Source organism: Stenotrophomonas sp. STEN009 (assembly GCF_056760395.1).
The window spans coordinates 1-17,619 of the sequence record NZ_JBRRES010000001.1; the positions used below are offsets into that span (position 1 = coordinate 1).

Annotated in this window: 13 protein-coding genes; 6 read left to right on the forward strand and 7 right to left on the reverse strand. The window is 66.4% G+C overall.

Annotated elements, in window-relative coordinates:
- Positions 1-116 precede the first annotated feature (116 nt).
- The 3 genes from ACVOMM_RS00005 to ACVOMM_RS00015 form a co-directional block, all read right to left on the reverse strand.
- Complete coding sequence (locus ACVOMM_RS00005; protein ID WP_180875426.1) at positions 117-1,361, reverse strand: DUF819 family protein; 1,245 nt, start codon at positions 1,359-1,361, stop codon at positions 117-119.
- 126 nt (positions 1,362-1,487) lie between these two features.
- On the reverse strand, positions 1,488-3,566 hold the full coding sequence (locus ACVOMM_RS00010) for an alpha/beta hydrolase family protein (RefSeq protein WP_053516182.1): 2,079 nt from the start codon (positions 3,564-3,566) through the stop codon (positions 1,488-1,490).
- A gap of 233 nt (positions 3,567-3,799) precedes the next feature.
- A complete protein-coding gene (locus ACVOMM_RS00015; protein ID WP_180875425.1) occupies positions 3,800-5,764 on the reverse strand; it encodes an OPT family oligopeptide transporter in 1,965 nt (654 codons plus the stop codon).
- A gap of 200 nt (positions 5,765-5,964) precedes the next feature.
- On the opposite strand from ACVOMM_RS00015, the gene ACVOMM_RS00020 reads away from it, so the two are divergent.
- Both ACVOMM_RS00020 and ACVOMM_RS00025 read left to right on the forward strand, forming a co-directional pair.
- A complete protein-coding gene (locus ACVOMM_RS00020; protein WP_481525720.1) occupies positions 5,965-7,113 on the forward strand; it encodes an acetyltransferase domain-containing protein in 1,149 nt (382 codons plus the stop codon).
- An 88-nt stretch (positions 7,114-7,201) separates the two neighbouring features.
- Positions 7,202-8,956 carry a peptide MFS transporter gene (locus ACVOMM_RS00025; protein WP_481525721.1) on the forward strand — a complete coding sequence of 585 codons (1,755 nt, stop codon included), beginning with the start codon at positions 7,202-7,204 and terminating at the stop codon, positions 8,954-8,956.
- A gap of 45 nt (positions 8,957-9,001) precedes the next feature.
- Here the strand turns inward: ACVOMM_RS00025 and ACVOMM_RS00030 are convergent, their stop codons facing one another.
- Both ACVOMM_RS00030 and ACVOMM_RS00035 read right to left on the reverse strand, forming a co-directional pair.
- Positions 9,002-10,990 (reverse strand): alpha/beta hydrolase family protein, encoded by a 1,989-nt coding sequence (locus tag ACVOMM_RS00030; protein ID WP_481525722.1) that lies wholly within the window; start codon positions 10,988-10,990, stop codon positions 9,002-9,004.
- 163 nt (positions 10,991-11,153) lie between these two features.
- Positions 11,154-11,789, reverse strand: a complete 636-nt coding sequence (locus tag ACVOMM_RS00035; protein WP_053516190.1) for a LysE/ArgO family amino acid transporter — start codon at positions 11,787-11,789, stop codon at positions 11,154-11,156.
- 138 nt (positions 11,790-11,927) lie between these two features.
- Here ACVOMM_RS00035 and ACVOMM_RS00040 point away from each other — a divergent pair, with 138 nt between their 5' ends.
- From ACVOMM_RS00040 to ACVOMM_RS00050, 3 genes are all read left to right on the forward strand, one after another.
- Complete coding sequence (locus ACVOMM_RS00040) at positions 11,928-12,833, forward strand: LysR family transcriptional regulator ArgP (RefSeq protein ID WP_053516191.1); 906 nt, start codon at positions 11,928-11,930, stop codon at positions 12,831-12,833.
- Between the two features lie 67 nt (positions 12,834-12,900).
- The gene (locus tag ACVOMM_RS00045; RefSeq protein ID WP_053516192.1) at positions 12,901-13,485 is read left to right on the forward strand and encodes a hypothetical protein; all 585 of its coding nucleotides are present in this window, start codon (positions 12,901-12,903) and stop codon (positions 13,483-13,485) included.
- Positions 13,486-13,529: 44 nt separating this feature from the next.
- Complete coding sequence (locus ACVOMM_RS00050) at positions 13,530-13,976, forward strand: GNAT family N-acetyltransferase (RefSeq protein ID WP_065182375.1); 447 nt, start codon at positions 13,530-13,532, stop codon at positions 13,974-13,976.
- Between the two features lie 27 nt (positions 13,977-14,003).
- Here ACVOMM_RS00050 and ACVOMM_RS00055 read toward each other — a convergent pair whose 3' ends face one another.
- Together ACVOMM_RS00055 and ACVOMM_RS00060 are read right to left on the reverse strand one after the other, a co-directional pair.
- The gene (locus ACVOMM_RS00055; protein ID WP_481525723.1) at positions 14,004-14,411 is read right to left on the reverse strand and encodes a hypothetical protein; all 408 of its coding nucleotides are present in this window, start codon (positions 14,409-14,411) and stop codon (positions 14,004-14,006) included.
- A gap of 65 nt (positions 14,412-14,476) precedes the next feature.
- Positions 14,477-15,592: a PAAR domain-containing protein gene (locus tag ACVOMM_RS00060; protein WP_080375221.1), complete on the reverse strand. Its 1,116-nt coding sequence runs from the start codon at positions 15,590-15,592 to the stop codon at positions 14,477-14,479.
- A gap of 214 nt (positions 15,593-15,806) precedes the next feature.
- Here ACVOMM_RS00060 and mqo point away from each other — a divergent pair, with 214 nt between their 5' ends.
- Positions 15,807-17,504 (forward strand): malate dehydrogenase (quinone), encoded by a 1,698-nt coding sequence (gene mqo / locus ACVOMM_RS00065; protein ID WP_128989340.1) that lies wholly within the window; start codon positions 15,807-15,809, stop codon positions 17,502-17,504.
- The last annotated feature ends 115 nt before the right edge of the window (positions 17,505-17,619 follow it).

Genomic DNA, 17,619 nt, shown 5'->3' on the forward strand with positions numbered 1-17,619 from the left:
CTCGCTGGCCGCCTAGGCGGTCTGTGGGGGTGTTATGTTCGGTTTTGGGGCCGGCGGGCCCGGGGCGCAATCGGGGGGATATAAGTTTTGGGGTCCTATTTGGTTTTGGTACCCCCTCACCCCTGCCCTGCCAGCGCACGCAGGGTAATGCCGACGATGTACGCCAGGTAGGTCCCGGTGGCGTAGCCCATCGTTCCCAGCAGCACGCCTACCGGTGCCAATGCTGGATGGAAGGCGGCGGCCACCACGGGCGCCGAGGCCGGACCGCCGATGTTCGACTGCGAGCCGATGGCGAAATAGAAGAACGGCACCTTCAGCAACCGGCCCAGGCACCACAGCAGCACGATGTGCACGGCGATCCAGATCAGGCCGAGCAGGAACAGCCACGGACGGTCCAGCAATGCCAGCAGATCCATCTGCATGCCGATGCAGGCGATCAGGAAGTACAGCAGCAGCGACCCCAGACGTGACGCTCCCGCTCCCTCCAGCGTGCGCGCGCGGGTGAAACTCAGGCCCAGGCCCAGCGTGGTCGACAGCACCACCACCCAGACGAAGGGAGCATCCAGGCTGAACTGCGATGCCCAGCCGACATGGGCCTTGAACCAGGCCGCCAGCGGCGCGCCGATTGCATGCGCCAGACCGACGCCACCGAACGCAACGGCGACGATCAGCATCAGATCAGTCAGGCTGGGAATGCGCTCGTGTTCGGCCTGGAAGCGCGCGATGCGTTCCTTCAGTTCGTCGATGGCCGAGGTATCGGCACCGCTGCGTGCGTCGATCTTCGCGGCGCGCCCGGCGAGGAAGATCAGTACCGCCATCCAGACGTAGCCGACACCCACGTCGACCACGGCGAACTGGCCGAAGGTGGTGGCGTTGACGTCGAATACTTCGCGCATCGCCAGCATGTTGGCGCCACCGCCGATCCAGCTGCCGGCCAGTGCGGCCATGCCGGCCCAGGTGTCGCCGGCAACGGTTTCCGGGTGCAGCGCGCGCATCAGCAGGAAGGCGACCACGGCACCGAGCATGATGCTGGCGGAGGCACCCAGGTACATCAGTACCAGCTTCGGTCCCAGCCGCAGGATGCCCTTGATGTCCACGGCCAGGGTCAGCAGCACCAGCGCCGCCGGCAGCAGGATGTCACGCGCGACCGGGTTGTACAGCGCGGTGTTCTGCCCGTCGATCAGGTCGACGGTGTTGTAGATGCCAGGAATGAGATAACACAGCAGCAACGCCGGCACGAAGGTGTAGAAGCGCTTCCACGGCCCCTGCTCGCGCGAGGCGGTCCAGAACACGGCCCCCAAAGTGGCGGCGATCAGGCCGAAGACCACGATGTCGTTCTGGATCAGGGCGTTCGAAGTCATGCGGGCGCTCGGGTAGAGCCGAGCCATGCTCGGCTGCTGTTGGCGGGAAAGGAGGCACAGAGCAGCCGAGCATGGCTCGGCTCTACAAAAAGCAGAGCGCCGCCCTGGGGGCGGCGCCGGACCGGCTTATTCGCCGATATGCTGCTTCAGCCAGCCGTTGACCGTGTCATGCCACAGGATGCTGTTGTGCGGCTTGAGCACCCAGTGGTTCTCGTCCGGGAAGTACAGGAACTTCGACTCGATCCCCTGCCGCTGCGCCGCCGTGAATGCCGCCAGGCCCTGCTCGACCGGAATGCGGAAGTCCTGCTGGCCATGGATGATCAGGATCGGCTTCTTCCAGTCCGCCACGTGGTTGACCGGGTTGAACTTCTCGTAGTTCGCCGCCTTCTGGTACGGCGTGCCGCCCTGCTCCCACTCGGTGAACCACAGCTCCTCGGTGGCGTAGCCCATCATGCGCTGGTCGAACACGCCATCGTGGTTGACCAGGCACTTGAACGGGCCGTTCCAGTTGCCGGCGATCCAGTTGACCATGAAGCCGCCATAGCTGGCGCCCAGAGCGCAGGCCTTGTCACCGTTGAGGAACGAATACTTCTTCAGTGCCGCGTCCCAGCCCTTCTGCAGGTCCTCCAGCGGACGATCGCCCCAGTGCTGGCTGATCGCATCGGTGAATGCCTGACCGTAACCGGTGGAGCCGTGGAAATCGATCATCACCACCGCGTAGCCCTGGCCCGCATAGGTCTGCGGATTCCAGCGGTAGCTCCAGCCGTTGCCGAAGCTGCCCTGCGGACCGCCATGGATCAGGAACGCGACCGGGTAGGACTTGCCTTCCTGGTAGTTGTGCGGCTTGACCACATAGCCGTGCACGGTGTCGTTGTTCCAGCCCTTGAACGAGAACTGCTCGAAATCGCCGAAACTGACGTCCTTCAGCACGTCGCCGGCAGACGGTGTCAGCGCACGCAGCTCGCCCATCGGCTGGCCGGCGGCTGGCAGCAGGCCGACCAGTACCTGGTCGTTGCTCTTCAGGCTGTTGCGGGTGATCGCCACGCTGGTGCCGGCCACATCGACGGCGGTCACGCTGCCATCGCCGATCAGGCGGGTGGCCTTGCCGGTGGCGACATCGATCTGGAACAGCGGGTGCTCGCCCAGATCATCGGCGGTGGTATAGATGCTGGCGCCATCGGCGGACAGCACGATGCCACCCGCCGAGCGATCCCACTGCGGGGCGATCTCACGGCTCTTGCCGCTGGCCAGATCCATCGCCATCAGGCCGAAGCGATCAGCTTCAAAGCCGGGGCGCTTCATCGCACGGTAGAACAGCGTCTTGCCATCGGCACTGAACACCGGGCCCGCATCCCATGCCGGGTTGGAGGCGGTCAGGTTCACCGGTGCCTGACGGCCGGCAGCATCGAAGCGATAGAGGTCAAAGTTGGTCGACCACGGTTCCTCGCGACCCGCCACGCGGATGCTGGCGACCACGCTGCTGCCGTCCGGCGACCACACGAAGTCATCATTGCCACCGAATGGCTTGGACGGCGCATCGCCATCGAGGGTGGCGCTCAGTGCTGAAGCCCCCTTGACCGGGCCGGCCTGGGCGCCCGGCAGCGGCGCGACGAACAGGGTGTTGCGACGGCCGTCGTTCCAGGTATCCCAATGGCGCACGAACATCGAATCCCAGACCTGGCCACTGGCCTTGGCGTCCTTCTTCTCTTTCAGCTTCTTCTCGGTGCAGGCCAGGTCCGACGCGCAGGCCTGGAACACGCCGGCGCTGAACAGCACGCGGTCGTCCTGTGGCGAGACGTGGTAGCTGTCCACATCCACCGGGAAATCGGTCAGCTGGCGCGGGGCGCCGCCGTTGATCGCCTGCGCGTACAGCTGCTGGCTGCCGTTCTTGGCACTGAGGAAGTACACCGTCTGGCCGTCCGCCGACAGCGAGGCGGAATTGACGTTCCAGCCGGCCGGGGTGATCTGCTTCGGCGGTGCCGCGTCACGCGTGCGCAGGTTGCGTGCGTACAGGGCGGTGCTGGCCTTGAGGTTGGCGTCGGTGCTGCGCTTGGCGAACACCACGGTGCCGCCATCGGCGCTCAGCACCGGCGCGGAAACGCGATCCATGGCCACCATGTCGCGGATCTCCAGGCCACGGGCAGCGGCGACGCTGGGCAGAGCGGCCAGCAGGCTCAGTGGCAGCAGGGCATGACGCAGTTTCATCGGGATCTCCGCAGGACGGCAAAAAAGCGATGGTAGGCCCCGCAGCCCGGGGCTGCCAAGGCCATCGGTCATGGCCGTGATCGGGCAGCCGCCAGAAACAGCAAACCGCGCCGTAGCGCGGTTTGTGGGTGCACCCGGGGTCGGATCCGATTCCGCAGGAATCGGCTCTGACCCCGGGCGCCGCCGGCGTGGGGTCAGAGCCCTTCCCTTCCGGGAGGGATCCGACCCATCCCTTACGCCTTGGCGTACTTGCCGGTGCGGTAGATCAGCCAGCCCACCAGGAACAGCACGACCAGGCCGATCCACTGCGCGGCCGGCAGATGGAACGGCACGGCCAGCACGTCGGCGCGGCTGCTGACCACGATCGGAATGGCGATGGCGATGCCCATCAGCGCCTCGCCGGTGATCAGGCCGGCGGCGAACAGCACGCCCGGCTTGTGCACGCGGTCGCGGCCCTCTTCATCATCGGCACGCACCTTGTGGAAGCGCTCGACCAGGTAAGCGATCAGGCCGCCGAGGAAGATCGGCACCATCAGCTCCAGCGGCAGGTAGATGCCGATGGCGGCCGCCAGCACCGGCACCCGGAAGCGCGCGTTGCGCGCCTTCAGCCAGCTGTCGAAGGCAATGATGACGGCGCCGACCACGGCACCGATGCCGATGAAGGTCCACGGCAGCTCGCCACCGAACAGGCCCTTGGCCACCGACGCCATCAGGTTGGCCTGCGGCGCAGCCAGCGCGTTCGGGTGCAGCTCGGTCTTCACGCCGATGCCATAGGCGGTGGCCAGCAGGTTCAGCACCGGGGCCATGATCAGCGCGCAGGAGAACGCACCGATGCCCAGCATCAGCTGCTGCTTCCACGGCGTAGCGCCGACGATGTAACCGGCCTTGAGGTCCTGCAGATTGTCACCACCGACGGCGGCAGCGCAGCACACCACCGCGCCGATCATGATCGCAGCCACCGCACCCAGCGGTGCACCGCCGGTACCGACCGGCTTGAGGCCATCGGCACCCAGCAGCACGACCAGTACCGCCGAGGCGAACAGAATGGTGGAAATGGTGATGCCCGAGACCGGGTTGTTGGACGAACCGATCAGGCCGGCCAGGTAGGCCGAGACCGACACGAACAGGAAGCCGGCGACGATCATGATGATGGTCATCGGGATCGACACGTGCCACTGGCCGACGATGGCCTGGTACAGGGCCAGCAGCGGCAGCACGAAGACCACCAGGGCGACCAGCATCCACTTCATCGGCAGGTCGCGCTCGGTGTGCGCCAGCACCGGTCCGCCGCTCTTGCGGGCGGCGGCAAAACCGCTCTTGACGCCGTTGAGCAGCGACTTGCGCAGCGAAATCAGGGTCCAGATGCCACCGATCAGCATTGCGCCGACACCCAGGTAGCGCATCTTCGCGCCCCAGATGGCGAATGCGGCCTCGGTGGAGGACGCAGCGGCCACCGACGCGGCCAGGGCCGGGTCGGTGTTCATGAAGAACGCCTGGTAGAGCGGGATGGCGATGTGCCAGGTCAGGATCGAACCAGACACCACCACGATGCCGACGTTGAGGCCGACGATGTAGCCCACGCCCAGCAGCGCCGGCGACAGATTGGTGCCGATGAACGCGGTGACCTTGGAACTGCCCACGTAGGCCGAGGTGGCCCAGGCATCGGGAATCAGGCGCATGCCACTTTCCGCGGCCAGCTTGACGAAGGCGCCGATCACCGCCGACAGGCCCAGGATCTTCAGGCCCGGACCCGGGTTCTCACCAGCCTTGAGCACTTCCGCCGCCGCCTTGCCTTCCGGGAAGGGCAGCGGATCTTCGACGATCATCGAGCGGCGCAGCGGCACCGAGAACAGCACGCCCAGCAGGCCGCCCAGGCCGGCAATACCCAGCACCCACCAGTACTTGAAGTCCGGCCAGTAGCCCATGATCACCAGCGCGGGGATGGTGAAGATGACACCGGCGGCGATCGAGGAACCGGCCGAGGCGCCGGTCTGCACGATGTTGTTCTCGAGGATCGAGCCACCGCCCAGCAGGCGCAGCACGCCCATGGAAATGACTGCGGCGGGAATCGCGGTGGCGATGGTCAGGCCTGCGAACAGACCGAGGTAGGCGTTGGCCGCGGACAGCACCACCGCCAGCACGATGGCCAGGGCCACTGCGCGGAAGGTGAGCTGCTTGGGCGCAGCGTCGTGGTTCATGGGAGCCCCTGCTGGCAAAAAATCCCTGCCACGCTAGCGTTCAGGGGGCGGCAAGTCCAGCACACCGCAGCATGACAAGCGCCACCGGATCAGGCAGGACACCGATCAGGCACAGGCAGCAGACGCATCCGGCACATTCCAGCTGGGCATCCCGCAAACGATATGTTATATCTTTTCGATTGAACGACATCGCCGTCCGCATGCCCTCTCCGCCACCGGCCCGCCTCACCTCCATCGACCAGCTGCGCGGCACCGTCATGCTGTTGATGCTGCTCGACCACGTGCGCGAGACCTTTTTCCTGCAGCACCAGGTCAGCGACCCGATGGACGTATCCACGGTCTCCCCCGCGCTGTTCGCGTGCCGCCTGCTGGCCCACCTGTGCGCACCGGTGTTCGTGCTGCTGACCGGCCTGTCGGCCTGGCTGTATGGCCAGCGCCAGGCGGATCCGCGCCGGGCCACGGCCGCGTTCCTGCTCAAACGCGGGCTGTTCCTGGTGGTGCTGGAACTGACCCTGGTGAATTTCGCCTGGACCTTCCAGCTGCTTCCGGACACCGTGTACCTGCAGGTGATCTGGGCGATCGGCCTGAGCATGGTCGCGCTGGCCGGCCTGCTGTGGCTGCCTCGCGCGGCGCTGCTGGCGCTGGCGGTACTGCTGTTGGCCGGCCACAACCTGCTCGACGGCGTGCGCGTGGCAGGCGACGGTGTGCTGCCGGTGCTGTGGAAGGTGCTGCACCAGCGGGACTGGATCGAGGCCGGTGCACTCCGGCTGCGCACGTCCTATCCGGTGCTGCCGTGGATCGGGGTGATCGCGCTCGGCTATCTGATGGGGCCCTGGTTCGCGGCGGACCGCATGCCAGCGCAGCGTCACCGCTGGCTGGTGTGGGCTGGGCTGGCAGCGCTGGGCATGTTCGCCCTGCTGCGGTTCGGCAACGGCTATGGCGATACGCCCTGGCAGTTCCAGCAGGACGCGCTGCGCACCTGGATGAGCGTGTTCAACGTGACCAAGTATCCGCCATCACTGCAGTTCCTGTTGCTGACCCTGGGCGTTGGCCTGCTGTGGCTGCGCCTGTTTGAGTGGCCTGCGATGGCACGCGCGTTGAGGCCGCTGGCAGACATCGGCGCGGCTCCGATGTTCTTCTACCTGCTGCATCTGTATCTGCTGAAGCTGCTGTATCTGGCGGCGCTCGGGTTCTGGGGGCCGACCCACGGCAGCCTGTACGCTCTCGATTCGGTCGCCGGCCTGATCCTGGTGGCCTGTGCATTGGCGGTGGTGCTGTACCCGCCGACGCGGGCATTCGCGCGGTTCAAGGCGCGTCGGCGCGACCTGGGCTGGCTGCGATACCTGTGACCCCGCTCGCCGGGCGCGGCCTGATGCTGCCCGCCACGGGCGTGGCGGCGGGCCTATAATCGCGCCCTTTCCGCAGTGCCCGCCGTCGATGACCGTTGCCGCTCCCGCTTCCGACGACTTCCTTGGCCACCCCAAGGGCGTCTACGTCTGCTTCTTCACCGAAATGTGGGAGCGCTTCTCCTTCTATGGCATGAAGGCGCTGCTGCTGCTGTACCTGACCAAGTACCACCTGTTCGGCGACAAGGCCGGACTGGACCTGCTTGGCGCCTACGGTGGCCTGGTGTACTGCATCCCGGTGTTCGGCGGCATGCTGGCCGACCGCTGGCTGGGCATGCGCCGTGCAGTGCTGTTCGGCGGCATCCTGCTGGTGCTGGGCCATCTCGGCATGGCCTTCGAAGGCCACGCGGCATACCGGGTCAACGGTGAAGTGGTGCGCGACACCTCGGCGCTGGCGGTGACCTATCTGTCGCTGGCGCTGATCATCATGGGCGTGGGCTTCCTCAAGCCGAACATCTCCACCATCGTCGGCAAGCTGTACGCCAAGGACGATCCGCGCCGCGACTCGGGCTTTTCGCTGTTCTATGCCGGCATCAACCTCGGGGCGCTGTTCTCGTCGCTGGTGTGCGGCTTCCTCGGCGAGGCCTATGGCTGGAAGTATGGCTTCGGCGCAGCGGGCATCGGCATGCTGGCCGGGCTGGCGATGTTCCTGTGGGGGCAGAAGTACCTGCACGGGCATGCCGAGCCGCCACAGCCGGCCGCGCTGAAACAGCGGGTGCTGGGCCTGCCGCGTGAATGGCTGATCTATCTGTGCGCGGTGCTCGCGGTGCTGCCACTGGCGTGGCTGATGTGGGCCGCCGGTAACGGTGCGTTCGCTCTGGGCGGCGAAATCAGCCTGGCGTTGATGCTGATGCTGGTGGTGCTGGGAGGCGTGCTGGTCTGGTTCGCCTGGTTCACCGGCAGCCAGTGCACGCCGGTGCAGCGCCAGCAGATGATCGCGCTGATGGTGCTGATTTTCCTGGCGCTGGTGTTCTTCACCCTGTACGAGCAGTCCTATGGCTCGTGGGTGACGTTCACCGATCGCCTGCTGACCAAGGACATCGTTCCCTCGCTGGTGATCACCGACGGCACGCCGCTGCCCTGGTCGATCCTGTCGTTACTGCTGGCGCCGCTGGGCTTCGTGGTCAGCGCGCGCCTGACCGAGCGTCGACCGGGGTCGGCCGTGCCGCGCCGGTTCTTCATTGCCATCGTCGCGCTGATGCTGGTCCTGCTGGTGCGCGACTGCCTGGTGATTCCGCAGACCGCCGGCTCCCTGACCTATCTGGGCGGACTGTTCCTGGTGCTGCTGGCGCCGGCCTTCGCCGCCCTCTGGACCTGGATGGACCGTCGCGGCTGGGAGCCGGGCAAGCCGGTCAAATCCGCCTGGGGCCTGGTGATCGGCGCGCTCTCGTTCGTCCCGCTCGCATTGGCCGCACAGCAGGTCGGCGCCACCGGCGAGATGGCCAGCGTGTGGTGGCTGGTCCTGGCCTACTTCCTGTTGGCCAGTGGTGAGATGTGCCTGTCGCCGGTGGGCCTGTCGGCCGTAACGCAGCTGGCCGTGCCGCGGGTGATGAGCCTGATGATGGGCACCTGGTTCCTGGCCACAGCGTTCTCCGAGACGCTTGCCGCGCTGTTCGGCAAGCTGGCGGCCATCGATGTGCCCGAAGGCGGCACGCTGGACATGGCGGCGGCGGCCGGTGCGTATGCGCACCTGTTCTGGCTGCTGATGTGGATCGGCCTGGGCTGCGCCCTGCTGGCCTTCATCGCCGCGCCGCTGCTGAAGCGGATGATGCACGGGGTCAGGTAACTGCACTGCGCGGCGGCGGATTGTGGATCCCCCGCCACTCTGCGTTTACGGCGCCTTGCCCTTCCCTGCCGGCGCCGATGCCTGGGCGGTCTTGCCTCCCAGGCTGCGCGACAGGAATGCGAGCAGCTTGTCGTAGTACTCGGTGCGATGGGCCAGGGTGTAGAAGCCGTGCCCCTCGGTCTTGTAGTACAGGCTTTCCACCGGCGTCCCGGCACGCTTCAGTGCCGCTTCCATGCGCTCGGTGTGCTGGATCGGCGCACGCTTGTCTTCGCCACCGGCCGCGAGGAACACCGGCACCTTGATCTGCGTGGCCAGGTTCACCGGCGAAACCGCGCCCAGCTTGGCCGGATCACCCAGCCATTCGCGCAGGAAGGTCACGCCCGAGTCGCGCTCCTGCACATCGCCGCGGGCAAACATCAGCGGCAGGTCGTACACGCCGACATAGCCGGCCGCGCACTGGTACAGCCCCTGTTCGCGGGCAGCGCCCATCATCGCGGCGTAGGCCCCGTAACTGGCACCGTAGATGCAGATGCGTCTGGCATCGGCGATCCCCTGCGCGATCGCCCAGCGGGTGGCGTCGGTGACGTCATCCTGCATCGCGGCGCCCCATTGCTGGGCGCCGGCCTGGGCATGCGCACGGCCATAGTTCCCCGAGCCACGGAAGTTGACCTGCAGTACGGCATAGCCGGCAGCGGCCAATATCTGCGTCTGGCGGTCGTACTGGCCATTGTCGAACACGTGGAACGGCCCACCATGCGGCATCACCACCATCGGCAGGTTGCGTCCGTCGCTGCCGGAGGGCACGGTGAGGAAGCCGTGCAGCGGCAGTCCGTCGCGCGCCTTGAGTGCCACCGGACGCACCGTTGCACTGCGATCGATGTCGATCCAGTCGCTGCGGCTGATCAGGTGCTCAGCCTTGCGAGCCTCCGTGTCGTACACATAGAAGTCGCCGGGATTGGTGCCTGACCAGGTCTCCACCAGCACCACGCGGCCATCCCGGGTACTGGAGGTGATGTAGACCGCCCCCCCGAAGGCCGCCTCCAGGCTGCGGTACAGGCGCGCCTCCGGCGACTTCTCGTCGAAGAACCGGGTCCGTGGTGTGTCGCCCATAAACAGGGCGCCCACCGGCACATGGGTCCCGGGCCGGCGGATGATGCGGTACGGATCGACCACCTCGTCGCGCAGCACGACAGCGCGCTCGCCGGTCTGCGGATTCCAGCTGACGATGGCATCCGGCCCCTGCGCCTGCTCGGCCTGCAGGTACGCCAGGCTGCCATCGGCGGAGAAGCCGATCGCGGTCTCGATGCGCGTGCTCACCGCCTCATCGTTGATCATCTTCCAGCTGTCACCCGATCGCTCGCGGTAGTACAGCTTGTTGACATTGTCGCTGCCGGACCCGTGGACGAACCGGACTTCGCCCTGGCCATCGGTGGTGAACTCACCGCGCCGCACCGGCGAGGAGGCCATGCGCACGCGCCTGCCGCTGGCCACGTCCATGCGTTCGACGCGGGTGAACGGATCCTCCGCGAACGGCCATACCGTCACCAGCACGTTGCGTTCGTCGCCGGGCAGATCATCGGCCAGGAACGCCGCGACCGCCTCGACTTTCTTCGGCTGGATGCGGGTACCCGGGCCCTTGCTTTCGACGCGGTAACCGACCAGCAGCTCGCCGCGATTGCCGTTGGCATCGATGGCGTAGAGCTCGCCGGTGGGATTGGGCTTATCCAGCGCGCCCCACTTCTCGGCCAGGCCGATCAACAGCCGTTCGTTGCTGACCCAGTCGAATTCGTAGGCGTGATTCTTCTGCGGCGGGCGGAAGCTGCCCACGAGCTGCTTGTCGGCCAGCCGCATCACCGCGATCGCGGTGCTGTCCTCCATCGGCACGGTGGCAGCGACATACTCGCCCCCCGGCGATATCTTGATGTCGGTGAAGGTCTCCTGGCGCAGGAACTGCGTCAGATCCACCGCCCATGCGCTGCCCGCGGCAACGCTACCCACGACGACCAGTGCGGCCGTCAACATCGTCCTGCGCATCCTTCCCCCTGCTCCGATGGACACCTTGTCCTGTACACGGATTCTAGGCAGGCGCCGTCTGTCCCGCCAGAGCCGGAAAAGACGACGGCACCGTTGCCGGTGCCGTCGTTGCCACTGCCTTGGAGAGAGAGTCAGGACGTGGGTTCGGGGGGCGTGCGCCGGGTCAGTGGACCCCGCGCACCGCCAGTGTGAGGGCCAGGATGCTGAGGATCACCGCGATGGTGCCGTCAAGCACACGCCAGGTGCTGGGCTTGGTGAACAGCGGCGCCAGCAGGCGTGCACCGAGGCCCTGCGCGGTCAGCCACAGGCAGCTCGCGGTGACCACGCCGGCCGCGAAGGCCATGCGTGCGTGCCCGAAGTTCTCGGCAATGGAGCCGATGACCATCATGTCCAGCCAGAAGTGCGGGTTGATCAGCGAAAAGCCGACCGCCGCCATCAGCACCGCGCGGCGGCTGCCGTCGTCGCTGTCGGCTTCACCCATGCCACCGCCACCGGCAATGGCGCGGCGCGCCGACTTCATCGCGTACCAGGCCAGGAAAGCCACGCCGGTCCACAGCACGGCCGAGGTCAGCCACGGCAGCGCCGAGGTCAACGTGCGCAGGCCGGCCACGCTGGCGAAGATGAAGAACGCATCGATGGCCGCGCAGGTGGCGACCACCGGCACGATGTGCTTGCGCAGGATGCCCTGGCGCAGGATGAAGGCGCTCTGGGCACCGACCACGGCGAACAGGCCGATGCCGGTGGCTGCACCAGAGAACCAGGCACCGAGGCCGGTGCCGGCGGAGATGACCGAAAACATGGGATTCACTGCCTTGTCTTGCTGGGGGGACGGTGCCTCGCGAAGGCGGACAGCACCGGGTACGGGCGCCATTGTCGCGCCGCAACATAGAAAAGACGAGCTAAACTTCCTAAACCAACATTAGTGGAACTTAATAACATGCGCATCGACCATGCCCAGCTGCGCGCGCTCGCCGCCGTGATCCGCGAAGGCAGCTTTGATCGCGCGGCGCAGTCGCTGAATGTCACCCCCTCCGCCATCTCGCAGCGGGTCAAGGCGCTGGAGGATCGTGTCGGACGCCTTCTGGTGAAGCGTGGCGCACCCGCCACTGCCACCGCCGAAGGCCAGGTGCTGGTGCAGCTGGCCGAGCAGACGGCCCTGCTCGAGCATGACGCCCTGCACCGGATGGGGCTGGCCGATGAAGATCTGCCCCAGGCCAGCATCCCGGTGGCTGTGAACCACGACAGCCTGGAAACCTGGTTTCCGCAGGCGGCGCAGCAGTTCGCACTGGGTACCGGCACCACGCTCGACCTGCGCGTGGAAGACCAGGACCATACCGTGGAGCTGCTGCGGCAAGGCACGGTGCTCGGCGCGGTGACCACCCTGGACGAGCCGGTGCAGGGCTGCCAGATCCATGCACTCGGCAGCATCCGTTACGCGGCCACCTGCACGCCGGAGTTCCGCGAACGGCACTTCGCCAAGGGCGTGACCGCGCAGGCGCTGGCACAGGCACCGGTACTGGTGTTCAACCGCAAGGACGAAATGCAGTCGCGCTTTGCCCGGCGCATGGCCGGCGACGACCTGCCCAGCACCGCGCCGACCTGGTGGATTCCCTCCACCCGTGCCTTCGTGCAGGCCAACCTGGGCGGCATGGGCTGGACCATGAACCCCCTGCCGCTGGTCAAGCGGCACCTGGATGCCGGCCGCCTGGTCTACGTGCGACAGCGCGCGTGGGAGGACGTGCCGCTGTACTGGCAGCACTGGAAGGGCGATGTACAGACCATGGCCCTGCTGACCCGCGCGGTGCTGGAGGCATCCTCGACGCTGGTGCGGCGTAGGCGCTGACACCGTATGCATCCCCTCCACAGCGGGCATGCCTCTACTGTGCGGAATCCGATGACAGGATGGGCCGATGCAGACCGATCCGCTGTTCCTGCATATCCGCGTAGTGATGGGCATCATCCTGGGCCTGTCGATCACGACCCTGCTGAAAGGGATTGCGCAGATCATCGAGCATCCGCAGCGACGCGGCTGCTCGGCACTCCATCTGTGCTGGGTGGCATGGACGCTGGTGTCGCTGGTCACCTTCTGGTGGTGGGAGTTCCGCCTGATCGAAGTCCACCGCTGGACGTTCGAGACCTATCTGTTCGTGATCTGCTACTGCGCGACCTGGTTCCTGCTCTGCGCCCTGTTGTTCCCGGATGACCTGCGCGACTACGGCAGCTACGGCAATTACCTGATGCAGCGCCGACGCTGGATATTCGGCGTGATCGGCGCGCTGACGCTGCTGGATCTGGTGGACACCGCGATCAAGGGCACAAGCCGGTGGCATCTGCTGGGCGCGGCGTATCCGGTCCACACCCTGCTGATGCTGCTGGTGGTCCTGCTGGGCTGGAAACTGCACTCCAGCCGGGCACAGCTGCGACTGGCCGCGGCGACCCTGCTCTACCAGATCGGCTATTTCACCGCCGAATACTTCACAATCGGCAACGATTGAACGAGACGGGCAGTTCCTTCAGCGCCCGGTCACAAGGAGGTGCCATGACCATCCGTTACCGCGATGCCCACCCCGACGATGCCGCCGCCTGCATCGACCTGCGCGGGCGTACCCGCGAGAATGCCTTCAGTGCAGCGCAGCTGGCCGAGCTGGGCATCACGACGCAGAGCTGGGCCGAAGGCATCTGCAACGGAGATTTCATCGGACGCATCGCCTGCGACGGCGAGCGCATGGCCGGCTACGGGTTTGCCGACCGCGAAAGCGGCGAGGTGCTGGTTCTGGCCCTGCTGCCGGAGTACGAGAATCTGGGCATCGGCCGACGTCTGCTGCAGGATGTGGTCAGCCTGGCCCGGGATGCCGGTCACCACCGGCTGTTCCTTGCGTGCTCGGCCGACCCGCGCTCGCGCTCGCATGGCTTCTACCGCCATCTCGGCTGGTGCCCGACGGGCGAGATCGACGAAACCGGCGACGAGATTCTCGAACTGCGTTGACCCCAAGCGGAGTGCTGGCCGCTGCGGTCAGTCGACGTCGACCACGTGCAGCTGCGCCTGGACCACCTGCGCCTCGGCGCCGGTGGAACCTGGCGTCAGATTGATCGAGAACTGCAGGGTCACATCCATCGGGCGCAGGGCGAAGCGTGTCAGCTCCTGCGGCTTGATCGGGAAATCGATGCGCAGGGACTGGCCCGCGCGCAGCTCCTGCATCTGCTGCCGCAGCGCGGCCGAGGCCATGCCGCTGCGCAACGCCGTGGTCTTCTCGGAGTGGTTGTCCTTCACCCTGACCGACGGGCCACGGCTGCGGATGTACTCCAGCGGCAGCGACACAGGCTCGCTGCCGCTGTTGCGCAGTTCCAGTTCGACGTTGAGGGTGTCGCCACGGAAACGGCACTGGGCATCGTCCACGCAGCGCGCATGAAGTTCGATCATGGGAGGAAGCTCCTTGCTGTGGGCCGGCAGCGCTGCGGCAGCGGCAAAAGTGGCAATCAACGAAATCACTTGACGGTGCATGTTATCTCCCGGCCGATTTCCCGGCTCAGCAGTTCACGTACTTCCCGCGCGATGTTCCAGGCATGACGCGGCCGGGTCACCGCGCAGTCCACGGAATTCATGATGGTCGCCGCCGGATCGGTCAGCTCACGGGAATCCGGAACGGCAACCAGCACCTCCGGATCCAGAGTGCCATCGGGCTGGACGTAACGCACGGTCTCTTCGTCCGGGTCGTTGTACGAATACTCGTCCGGCACGCCCAAGGTGTGGGCGAACTCGTGGGCGAATGTCCAGGCCGTGGTCGACACGGAGACATCGATATCCGGGAATTCCACCTGCTCCCGGTCATAGGTGCGATGAACGATCAGCCTGTAGTCGCTGCCGCCCTGCACCCACCGCACCTCGTAGCGGATCGGGAAGCTGCGGGTGCCGCACGCGGGATCATGGACGTCCAGCGTGAACCGGCCGTTCCAGAACTGATCGATGCCGCGCTCCATGCGCGCCTTGACCGCCGCCACCTCGGCAGCGGTGACGCCGGGCTTGGGCATCACCTGCACCTTGATCGACACCACCACCTCGCCCTGGGCCTGCAGCGGAACATCGATGCGGTAGCTGACCTGGAAAGGATAGTCATGCTTGTCGCCATTGACGTCATAGGCTTCGTAGTAGCGCCCGTCCACGTCACGGTCGATCTGCGCATCATGGTCCGCCACCCAGCACTGCGGCGCGTCCTCGTCGCGCACGGCGGTGCCGGGCGCTGCGAAGGGGGGTGTCTGCAGGGTCGGCTTCAACAACGGCGCGACGATCGCTGCGATCGCCGCCACTCCGGCGCCTGCACCGGCGCGCCCTCCACCGCCGGCCACCACGTGGGCGCGCTGCTGCTTGCCCGATACCAGTGCGCAACCGCAGCTGGCCCTGTCGCCGTCGCGGGCGACCGGCTGGCCATCGATGACCAGGGTGGCATCGCCGGAAACGATCGAACCCGGACCATGGCGTGCACAGATGACACGGTCGCCGACACGCGCCACGGCGCGCCCTTCGATATCGGTATGCGGGGAACCTGTAAGGACCGAACCGCCCGTCTGCAGGGCGTCACCCACCACGATCAGCATCCGTGACATCGTTGCGCGGCCCCTCCGTGGCCGGTGGTCGTTCTGGAATCAGCCGATAAGTCTACCCCGGAGCGACCGCCGGCAGGATGATGCATTGCACAAAAACCGGACCCGTTCCGGGTAGAATCCTCTGCAAGGATGCTGCAAGGCGTTGTTTCTTCACGCCCTTCCCCTGCCCAGCGCGCATCCTGATCTCCTCCCCTCCGCCAACGATCCCGCCCCCATGAAGAAATTTGGCAAGGCCCTGCTCGCCCTGCTCGTGCTGTTCCTGCTGGCTGCCGCCGTGTTCCTGTACTGGCCGCTGACCCAGCGCTCCGTACCCGCCGCCAGCAACGACAAGCCTGTCGACGTTGTGCTGGTCGGCGCCGGCATCATGAGCATCACCCTGGCCACCTACCTGCAGGAACTGCAGCCGGACTGGAACATCCAGGTCTATGAACGCCTCGACGGCGTCGCCGGTGAAAGCTCCGACGGCTGGAACAACGCCGGCACCGGCCACTCGGCATTCGCCGAGCTGAACTACACCCCGGAACTGCCCGACGGCAGCATCGAGACCAAGCGTGCGGTCGGCATCGCCGAATCGTTCGAGGTCTCGCGCCAGTTCTGGTCGCACCAGGTGAAGGAAGGCCGGCTCAGCGAGCCCAGCGACTTCATCAACCCCACGCCGCACATGAGCTTCGTCTGGGGCGATGACAACATCGCCTACCTGCATAAGCGCCAGCAGGCGCTGGTGAAGAACCCGCTGTTCTACGGCATGCAGTACTCGGAAGACCCGGCACAGATCCGGCAGTGGGCTCCGCTGATGATGGAAGGCCGCGATCCGAAGCAGAAGGTCGCTGCGACCTGGATGCCACTGGGTACCGACGTCAACTTCGGCGTGATCACCCGCCAGTTGACCGCCGGCCTGCAGCGCAGTCCGAACTTCAGCCTGCACCTGAACCACGAAGTCTCGGCACTGCGGCAGAACGCGGACAAGAGCTGGAACGTCACGGTGAAGGACCTCAAGGCCGGCACCGAGAGCACCACCCACGCCCGCTTCGTGTTCATCGGTGCCGGCGGCGCCGCGCTGAAGCTGCTGCAGATGTCAGGCATTCCCGAGTCGAAGGACTACGCCGGCTTCCCGGTGGGCGGCCAGTTCCTCGCCTTCCAGGGCCAGGACGTGACCTCGCGCCATGGCGTCAAGGCCTATGGCATGGCCGAGACCGGTTCGCCGCCGATGTCGGTGCCGCACCTGGATGCGCGCAAGCTGGACGGCAAGCCGGTGGTCCTGTTCGGACCGTTCGCGCTGTACAGCACCAAGTTCCTCAAGCACGGCTCGTGGTGGGACCTGTACTCGTCGGTGACCCACAACAACGTTGCGCCGATGCTGGAAGTGGGCAAGGACAACCTGGACCTGGTGCAGTACCTGATGAGCCAGGCGCGGCTGAATGATGCCGACCGCCAGGCCGAACTGGTCAAGTACTTCCCCAATGCCAAGCCGGGCGACTGGAAGCTGGTCACCGCAGGCCAGCGCGTGCAGATCATCAAGCGCGACCCGTTGAAGGGTGCGGTGCTGCAGTTCGGTACCGAGATCGTGACCGACAAGGACCACACCATCGCTGCGCTGCTGGGCGCTTCGCCCGGTGCCTCGACGTCGCCGCCGATCATGCTGGATCTGATGGCCAAGGCCTTCCCCGAGCAGATGAAGGCCGGCTGGGAAGCCCGCCTGCGTGAGATCGTGCCCTCCTACGGGCGCAAGCTCAACGACAGTGCGGCACTGGTCAACGAGATTCGTTCGATGACCAGCCAGACCCTGAAGCTGCCCTACCTGGAAGTGCCGGCCGATGCCACGGCTGCACCGGCCACACCGCCGGCGCCGACGCCGACGCCGACGCCGGGCAAGGAAAAGCGCAACGCCAACGAGGAACTGCAGGCGCTCTGAGCCCGGGTCTTCGATGACACCTACGGACGGCCACCTTCGGGTGGCCGTTCGCATTCAGGGAGCTCGGCTCTGCCGGGGCTCGCGGTGCGTGTCCCAGGCATCGACCAGCCCGGGC